We start from the raw sequence: 8,609 nt of genomic DNA, 5'->3' as shown, positions 1-8,609 counted from the left end.
CGCCCGGGCCGCCGCGCCGCGACCGGCGCGGACTGCTCGCGGGGTGCGCCGTGTGGCTCGGGCTCGCCTGCACGTGCCAGTTGTGCTGCGGCAGCTACGACGACCCGTGGACGCGGGAGCGGAAGCAGGGGCCGTGCGACTGCGGCGACTGCTGTGACTGCGGCTGCGAGGGGTGCAGCTGCTGCGACAGCTGCGGGTGCGACTGCTGCGACTGCAACTGCTGAGGGACGCGGGCGTGGTGGGGCGTCCTCGCGTCTGACGGCCGTTCAGAAGGCGGCGTGCCCCCGGGCCCGGCGGCAGTGCGGGGCAGTCCGAGGGCGTCCATGGTCGTCCAGGGTCACCAGGGCCGTCCGGGTGATCCGGAGGGGTGACTTCCGGACATCTGCCGGCCGCTGCTCCGGGGGCGGCGCCCGGAGTCCGGCGGGTGCGGGCCGACCCGGTCGGCGCCGGCCGCGCCCGGCCTTCCGCGCGGGTCGCGGCCGACGTCGCCCCGTGTCCCGGCGTGACCGCGGGGGCGGAGAGCGCTTCCTGGGCCGGCCGGGTGCGGAGAGGGGCAGGGCGGCCGATCCGCACGGCTGGTGCACGGGTTGACGGCCGAAAGGCACCCTTGCGTCGGCTGGTCGTACGCCCGAATACTCCCCCTCAGCGCTTGTCAGGGGCACGGCGGGTTCGCAATCCGGACACATGCCCCTGGCTGCGCCTCACGGGCCCCGACCCCATGGGAGCCCCCTACTTCCTTTGTGGAGGACGACAAGTGAGGATCAAGCGCACCACTCCCCGCAGCGGTATGGCGAGACGGACCCGGCTGACCGCCGTTTCCACCGGCCTCGTGGCCGCAGCCGCGTTCGCGGTCCCCCACGCGAGCGCGTCGGACACACCCACCACCTTCAGCGCGGCCGAGCTCAAAGGCGTCAGCGGCTCCGTGCTGAAGGCCGACGTCCCGGGCACCGCCTGGGCCGTCGACAGCAAGACCAACCGGGTCGTCGTCACCGTCGACAGCACGGTGTCGCAGGCCGAGATCGCCGAGATCGAGCAGCGGGCGGGCGCGGGCGCCGGCGCGCTGACGATCAAGCGGGCCCCGGGCAGGTTCACCAAGCTCATCCAGGGCGGCGACGCCATCTACGCGAGCAGCTGGCGCTGCTCCCTCGGCTTCAACGTCCGGGCCGCCGACGGCACCGAGTACTTCCTGACCGCCGGTCACTGCACCGACGGCGCGGGCACCTGGTACTCCAACTCCGCGCGTACCACGGTCATCGGCTCGACCGCCGGCTCCAGCTTCCCCGGCAACGACTACGGCATCGTGCGCTACACCGGCTCCGTGAGCCGGCCGGGCACCGCCAACGGCGTGGACATCACCCGCGCCGCCACCCCGAGCGTGGGCACCACCGTCATCCGTGACGGCTCCACCACGGGGACGCACAGCGGCCGGGTCACCGCCCTCAACGCGACCGTGAACTACGGTGGCGGCGACATCGTCTCGGGCCTCATCCAGACCACGGTCTGCGCCGAGCCCGGCGACTCCGGCGGCCCGCTCTACGGCAGCAACGGCGTGGCGTACGGCCTGACCTCCGGCGGCAGCGGCAACTGCTCGTCCGGCGGTACGACGTTCTTCCAGCCCGTCACGGAGGCCCTCAGCGCCTACGGCGTGAGCGTGTACTGAGCGGCACCGCGCCGGCACCGGCGCCGACCCCGTAGGTGGCACCTGAGCCCCCGCATGCACCCGCATGCGGGGGCTCTCTCCGTTCCCCGCCCATCCCCCCGGCCGGCGGCCGGGGGACGGTCCGGAGGGTCGGTTTCAGGACAGGACTAGACCTCACGCACCGCCTATCGGCTACTCGCACGTAGTGTTTGCACTGCGAAGATCCCTGTGCTGACCGTGGACAGTCAAGATCGCCCAAGGCGTAGGGGGCGCACGCCAGTTGCCGTACACGCGTCCTGAAGTCGACCTTGTGTGCTCCCTGCGGGTCTAGGAATAGTGGGCGCCCAGTCCACAGACCTTCTGATCCGTCAGGCCCCCACAGCCTGCCGGATCGACCCCCCACAGGAGGACGTGAGTTGAAGCACCGACGCATACCCGGGCGGCGGGCCGCCCTGGCGGGTGCGGGCATCGCCGCACTGGTCGCCGCGGGAATGACCTTCCAGAGTGCGAACGCCAGCGAGACCCCGGCCGCCCCGGAGGCCAGGACGCTGTCGGCCCTGGCGGCCGGAAAGCTCGCCTCGACGCTCGACCGGGACCTCGGCGCCGACGCGGCCGGGACCTACTACGACGCCGCGGCGAAGAGCCTCGTGGTGAACGTGCTCGACGAGACCGCCGCCCGGCTGGTGGAGGAGGCCGGCGCCAAGGCGAGAATCGTCGAGAACTCCCTCGCCGAGCTGAGGAGCGCGCGGACCACCCTCCAGCGGGACGCGGCCGTCCCCGGCACCTCCTGGGTGACCGACCCGACCACCAACAAGGTCGTGGTGACCGCCGACCGCACCGTCTCGGCGGCCGAGTGGCGGAAGCTGAGCCGGGTCGTCGAGGGGCTCGGCGGCACGGCGGAACTCCAGCGGACCAAGGGGGAGTTCAAGCCCTTCGTCGCCGGTGGTGACGCGATCACCGGTGGCGGCGGGCGCTGCTCGCTCGGCTTCAACGTGGTCAGGGGCGGCGAACCGTTCTTCCTGACCGCGGGGCACTGCACCGCGGGCATCTCCACCTGGTCCGACGCGTCCGGCACCGTCATCGGCGAGAACGCCGCCTCCAGCTTCCCGGGCGACGACTACGGCCTGGTGAAGTACACCGCCGAGGTCGGCCACCCGAGCGAGGTCAACCTCTACGACGGCTCGGCACAGCAGATCACCGGCGCGGCCGAGGCGACGGTCGGTATGCGGGTCACCCGGAGCGGTTCCACCACGCAGGTGCACTCCGGCACGGTCACCGGCCTGGACGCCACCGTGAACTACGGCAACGGCGACATCGTCAACGGCCTCGTCCAGACCGACGTGTGCGCCGAGCCCGGGGACAGCGGCGGCGCGCTGTTCTCCGGCGGCAACGCGATCGGCCTCACCTCCGGCGGCAGCGGTGACTGCACCTCCGGCGGGGAGACGTTCTTCCAGCCGGTGGCCGAGGCGCTGTCGGCGACCGGTACGCAGATCGGCTGACCCGCTCCCGCAGGCGCCACGGCAGTCCCGCCCCGCACCCGGGGGCGGGACTGCCGTGTGTCATGTCCGCACCGCCTGCCGCAGTGCGTTTGCGCAGGTAAGACATGCTCGAACCCCTGTCGTACAGAGGTTCGAAAATTGGTCTATGGTGGGGGTGGGAGAGTTGGGAACTGATGTTCGAGAGCCGTTCGGGTTCACGAGTGCGGGAGGTGCGTGTGCCGGGTTTCACGCATCTGCGCACCGTCTCCGGGTTCTCCCTGCGCTATGGCGCCTCGCACCCGGAGCGGCTGGCCGAGCGCGCCGGTGAGCGGGGCATGGACGCCCTCGCGCTCACCGACCGCGACACCCTCGCCGGCACCGTCCGCTTCGCCAAGGCCTGCGCGAAGGCGGGCGTCCGTCCGCTGTTCGGGGCGGAGCTGGCGGTGGCGGAGCCCGAGCCCGGGCGGGCGCGGCGGGACGGGCGGCGCCGCACCCCCGTGCGCGGCGGTGCCTTCATCGACGAGTCGACACCGCGCGTCACCTTCCTCGCCCGGGACGGCGCGGCGGGCTGGGCCGGCCTGTGCGGGATCGTCACAGCGGCGCGGCAGGGCGACGGCACGCCCCTGCTGCCCTGGTCCGCCAATCGCGCCGACGGCCTCACCGTCCTGCTCGGCCCCGACTCCGGCGTCGGCCGCGCGCTCGCCGCGGGCCGCCCGGACCGCGCCGCGAAGCTCCTCGCCCCCTGGCGGGAGGTCTACGGCGACGCCCTGCGCCTGGAGGCCGTCTGGCACGGCCGTACGGGCACCGGCCCCGGCTCCCTGCGCCTGGCCGCCCGTACCGTCGGCTTCGCCGCCGAGCAGCGGGTGCGGCCCGTGCTCAGCAACGCGGTCCGGTACGCCGACCCCGGCCTGGGGCCGGTCGCCGACGTGCTGGACGCCGCCCGCCGCCTGGTGCCGATCGACCCGGCCAAGGAGCTGGACTCCGGCGAGGCCTGGCTGAAGGACGCGGGCGGCATGCTCGGCGTGGCCGAGCGGGTCGTGGAGGCCGCGGGTTTCGGGCGGGGCACCGCACACCGGCTGCTGGAGCAGACCCAGGCGACCGCCGCCGAGTGCCTGGTCGACCCCGAGGACGACCTCGGCATCGGCACCGTGCACTTCCCCGAGCCGCACCTGGTCGGCGCGGACCGGCGCAGCGCGCAGCGCGTGCTCGCCTCCCGGGCGGCGGCGGGGATGCTGCGGCACGGCTACGCCGGGCGGCGCGCGTACTGGGAGCGGATGCACGACGAGCTGGACGTCATCGCCCACCACGGCTTCGCCACCTACTTCCTCACCGTCGCGCAGGTCGTCGACGACGTGCGCGCGAGGGGCATCCGGGTCGCCGCCCGCGGCTCCGGCGCGGGTTCCCTCGTCAACCACCTGCTCGGCATCGCCCACGCCGACCCCGTCGAGCACGGGCTGCTGATGGAGCGCTTCCTGTCCAAGCGCCGCCTGGTCCTGCCGGACATCGACATCGACGTGGAGTCCGCGCGCCGTCTGGAGGTCTACCGGGCGATCATCGGCCGGTTCGGCGCCGAGCGGGTCGCGACGGTCGCGATGCCGGAGACGTACCGCGTCCGGCACGCCATCCGGGACGTGGGCGCGGCCCTGTCCCTGGACCCCGCCGAGATCGACCGCCTCGCCAAGTCCTTCCCGCACATCCGCGCGCGGGACGCCCGCGCCGCCCTCGACGAGCTGCCCGAACTCCGGCAGCCGGCGGGCGAGAGGGAGCGCCACGGCAGGCTGTGGGAGCTGGTCGAGGCGCTGGACGCGCTCCCGCGCGGGGTCGCGATGCATCCGTGCGGGGTGCTCCTGTCCGACGCCTCCCTGCTGTCCCGTACGCCGGTCATGCCGACCAGCGGCGAGGGGCTGCCCATGTCGCAGTTCGACAAGGACGACGTCGAGGATCTCGGGCTGCTCAAGCTGGACGTGCTCGGCGTGCGGATGCAGTCGGCGATGGCGCACGCCGTCGCGGAGGTGCGGCGGGCGACGGGGAGGCGGATCGACCTGGACGCGCTGCCGGACGGCGATCCGGCGACGTACGGCCTGATCCGCTCGACCGAGACGCTGGGCTGCTTCCAGATCGAGTCGCCGGGGCAGCGGGACCTGGTCGGACGGCTGCAGCCGGCCACCTTCCACGACCTGGTCGTGGACATCTCGCTCTTCCGGCCCGGGCCGGTCGCCGCCGACATGGTGCGGCCGTTCATCGAGGCGCGGCACGGGCGGGCGCCGATGCGCTGTCCGCACCCGGATCTGGAGGGGCCGCTGAGGGAGACGTACGGGGTGGTCGTCTTCCACGAGCAGGTCATCCACATCGTCGACATCATGACCGGCTGCGGTCGCGCCGAGGCCGACCGGGTGCGGCGCGGGCTGTCCGACCCGGAGTCGCAGGGACGGATCAAGGTGTGGTTCGCGCAGCACGCGGCGGGGCGCGGCTACGACGCGGAGACGATCCGGCGGACCTGGGAGATCGTCGAGGCGTTCGGCTCGTACGGCTTCTGCAAGGCGCACGCGGTCGCCTTCGCCGTGCCGACGTACCAGTCGGCCTGGCTGAAGGCGCATCACCCCGCCGCCTTCTACGCGGGGCTGCTCACGCACGACCCCGGGATGTATCCGAAGCGGCTGCTGCTGGCGGACGCGCGGCGGCGGGGGGTGCCGATCCTCCCGCTGGACGTGAACAAGTCCGGGGTCGCACACAAGGTCGAACTGGTGTCTGAATCTGGGGTGTGGGGGCTCCGGCTGGCCCTCTCCGACGTGCACGGCATCAGCGAGGCCGAGGCGGCACGCGTCGCGGACGGGCAGCCGTACGCCTCGCTGGTGGACTTCTGGGAGCGGGCCCGGCCCAGCAGGCCGCTGGCGCAGCGGCTGGCCCAGGTCGGCGCCCTGGACGCCTTCGGCGCCAACCGCCGTGACCTGCAACTGCACCTGACGGAGCTGCACCGGGCCGCCCGCAGCCGGGGCGGGGACCAGCTCCCGCTGGCCGGCGGGCGCAGGACCGCGCCGGCCGGGCTGCCCGACCTGTCCGCGGCGGAGCGGCTCAGCGCCGAGCTGGGCGTGCTCTCCATGGACGCCTCCCATCACCTGATGGACGACCACCGCAGGTTCCTCGACGAACTGGGCGTGGTGCCGGCGCGGCGGCTGAGCGATGTACGGCACGGTGAGACGGTGCTGGTCGCGGGCGCCAAGGCGGCCACGCAGACACCGCCGGTCCGGTCCGGCAGGCGGGTCATCTTCACCACCCTGGACGACGGTACGGGACTGGTCGACCTCGCCTTCTTCGACGACTCGCACGCCGCCTGCGCGCACACCGTCTTCCACTCCTGGCTGCTGCTGGTGCGCGGGGTGGTGCAGCGGCGCGGGCCGCGCAGCTTCAGCGTGGTGGGGGCCGCCGCCTGGAACCTCGCGGAACTGCTGGAGGTGCGCCGGGAGGAGGGGCTGGAGGGCGTCGCGGCCCGGCTCGCGGACACGCGCGGCGCGGGCGCCCGGTCCGCCGGGTCCGCCGGGTCCGCCGGTGAGAACGGCGACGGCCCGGCGCGCCGCCGGCTGGCCGGCTCCGACGGGCTGCCCGCACCGGCCGGCTCCGCGGCCCGCGACCCGATGGAGGACCGGCGGGCGGCCGAGGGCGGCCGGCGGGAGACGGCGGGCGCGGGGGAGACGGGGGAGCCGAGGCGGAGCGGGGACACCGGGGAGGGCGGGGACGCGGGGAAGACGGGCGACCGGAAGGGCACGGGGGATCGCAGGATCCGCATGCCCACGGGATACGAGATGCACCCCTGGGCCGATCTGCGCCCCGCGGGCGACGAGGTCTCGCGAGGACCTTCGAAGGCAAGGAAGTTGTGGCACCAGAGTCCGGGGAGTGCGGGATGACCATCCTCTGCGTACGTTTCCAGCTGCCGCCGACGCACGAGGCGGCCCTGCCCCAGCTGCTGGGGCTGCTGGAGGAGTTCACACCGGTCGTCGAGGCGTTGCCGCCGGACGGCGCGCTGGCCGACCTGGGCGGCGCCGAGCGGTACTTCGGGCGCAGCGCCGTGGAACTGGCCTCGGTGATCCGGGTGCGCGCGCTCGCCCATCACGGCGTCGACTGCGCGATCGGCGCCGGGCCCGGCCCGATGGCGGCCCGCGTGGCGCTGCGGTACGCCGAGCCCGGGGTGACCTGCGCGGTGCCCGGGGAGCCGGACGGCGTCGCGGAGTTCCTCGCCGGCAAGCCCGTCGCCGTGCTGCCCGGCGTCGGGCCCGCGACCGCCCGCACGCTGTGCGAGTACGGTCTCGACACCCTCGGCCGGGTGGCGGCCGCACCGCTGTCCACGCTCCAGCGGCTGATCGGCGCGAAGGCGGGCCGTGAACTGCGGGAGAAGGCGAACGGCGTCGACCGCGGCCGGGTGGTGCCGAACGGCGTGTCGCGCTCGCTGGCCGCCGAACGGCCCTTCCCGCGCGACGAGGTGGACCCGGAGCGGCACCGCCGCGCCCTGCTCTCGGCCGCCGAGGAACTGGGAGCCCGGCTGCGCGCCGTGGAGAAGGTCTGCCACACCCTGACCCTCACCGTCCGCTACGCCGACCGCTCTTCGACCACCCGCAGCCGCACCCTGCGGGAACCGACCGCGCACTCACCGGAGTTGACGCGTGCGGCGTACGGCGTGTACGAGGCGCTCGGCCTCCAGCGCGCCCGGGTCCGGGCTCTCGCCCTGCGCGTGGAGGGGCTGGCGCCCGCCGAGCAGGCCGCCCACCAGCTCACCTTCGACCCGGCGGACGAGAAGGTCCGCCGGATCGAGGAGGTCGCCGACCGCGCGCGGGCGAAGTTCGGGCCGCGGGCGGTGATCCCGGGGTCGCTGGCGGCGTAGGCCCCGCGTCCCGCGTCCCGCGCGCCGTGCCGGGGCCCGGCCGGCCTGAGCCGCCGGCCGGGCCCCGGGTCCCCGGGGCGGCGGCGTGCCGGCCGCCGCTCGCCGCACGCCGGCGCACCGGCGTGAACAGGGCCGCCGAACCGAGCGCCAGCGCGGCCGCGCCGGCGACGGCGATGTACGTCGTGCCGCTGTCGCCGCCGGTCTCGGCGAGGCTCTCCCGGACCCCGGCCGCGGCGGCCTCCGGCCGGTTGGCCGAGGCGGTGTCCGGGAGGGCGTCCGCGCCGGTGCCCGGGGCGGACGCCCTCGTCGGCGTCCGGGGCGGCGCCGGTCCGCGCGGCCGGTGCCGCGGTCGTGGCCGGGGCCTCCACGGCGGAGTGCTCGGTGCCGGCCGCGATCTGTTCGCCGGTGGGGGGCGGAGGTGGCGGGGCGGGCACGGGCGCCGCGGATTCGGTGCCGCCGTCGCTCGTACCCGGGGTCCGCGCCGCTGCCGGATCGCGTACAGGACGTGCCTGCCGGAGCGCCCCGGGAGGGTGCCGGGGAAGGCGGAGAAACCGTCCGAGGCGGCCGGGGCCTCCACGGCGGAGTGCTCGGTGCCGGCCGCGATCTGTTCGCCGGTGGG

At 74.9% G+C, this 8,609-nt stretch carries 5 protein-coding genes and 1 pseudogene; 5 read left to right on the top strand and 1 reads right to left on the bottom strand.

Features of this window, described 5'->3' with window-relative positions; genetic code table 11:
• The 5 genes and pseudogenes from ACFF45_RS33145 to ACFF45_RS33125 form a co-directional block, all read left to right on the top strand.
• A pseudogene (locus tag ACFF45_RS33145) lies at nucleotides 1-224 on the top strand (hypothetical protein); the annotation flags it as partial.
• A gap of 530 nt (nucleotides 225-754) precedes the next feature.
• The gene (locus ACFF45_RS33140) at nucleotides 755-1,660 is read left to right on the top strand and encodes a S1 family peptidase (RefSeq protein WP_381350643.1); all 906 of its coding nucleotides are present in this window, start codon (nucleotides 755-757) and stop codon (nucleotides 1,658-1,660) included.
• A 395-nt stretch (nucleotides 1,661-2,055) separates the two neighbouring features.
• Nucleotides 2,056-3,138 carry a S1 family peptidase gene (locus ACFF45_RS33135; protein WP_381350641.1) on the top strand — a complete coding sequence of 361 codons (1,083 nt, stop codon included), beginning with the start codon at nucleotides 2,056-2,058 and terminating at the stop codon, nucleotides 3,136-3,138.
• Between the two features lie 215 nt (nucleotides 3,139-3,353).
• Complete coding sequence (locus ACFF45_RS33130) at nucleotides 3,354-7,019, top strand: DNA polymerase III subunit alpha (RefSeq protein WP_381350640.1); 3,666 nt, start codon at nucleotides 3,354-3,356, stop codon at nucleotides 7,017-7,019.
• Nucleotides 7,016-7,990, top strand: a complete 975-nt coding sequence (locus ACFF45_RS33125) for a DNA polymerase Y family protein (RefSeq protein ID WP_381350638.1) — start codon at nucleotides 7,016-7,018, stop codon at nucleotides 7,988-7,990. The genes ACFF45_RS33130 and ACFF45_RS33125 overlap by 4 nt, the downstream gene beginning before the upstream one ends.
• Here the strand turns inward: ACFF45_RS33125 and ACFF45_RS33120 are convergent.
• Nucleotides 7,881-8,567, bottom strand: a complete 687-nt coding sequence (locus tag ACFF45_RS33120) for an LPXTG cell wall anchor domain-containing protein (protein WP_381350645.1) — start codon at nucleotides 8,565-8,567, stop codon at nucleotides 7,881-7,883. The genes ACFF45_RS33125 and ACFF45_RS33120 overlap by 110 nt on opposite strands.
• Nucleotides 8,568-8,609: the final 42 nt, after the last annotated feature.

This window comes from Streptomyces cinereospinus, from assembly GCF_042430725.1.
Classification (GTDB): Bacteria; Actinomycetota; Actinomycetes; order Streptomycetales; family Streptomycetaceae; genus Streptomyces; species Streptomyces cinereospinus.
This window is presented reverse-complemented; position numbering and strand designations above follow the sequence as displayed.

Coding starts and splice junctions, on each gene's coding strand:
- ACFF45_RS33125 (WP_381350638.1), top strand. CDS start 7,016: ATGACCATCCTCTGCGTACGTTTCCAGCTGCCGCCGACGCACGAGGCG.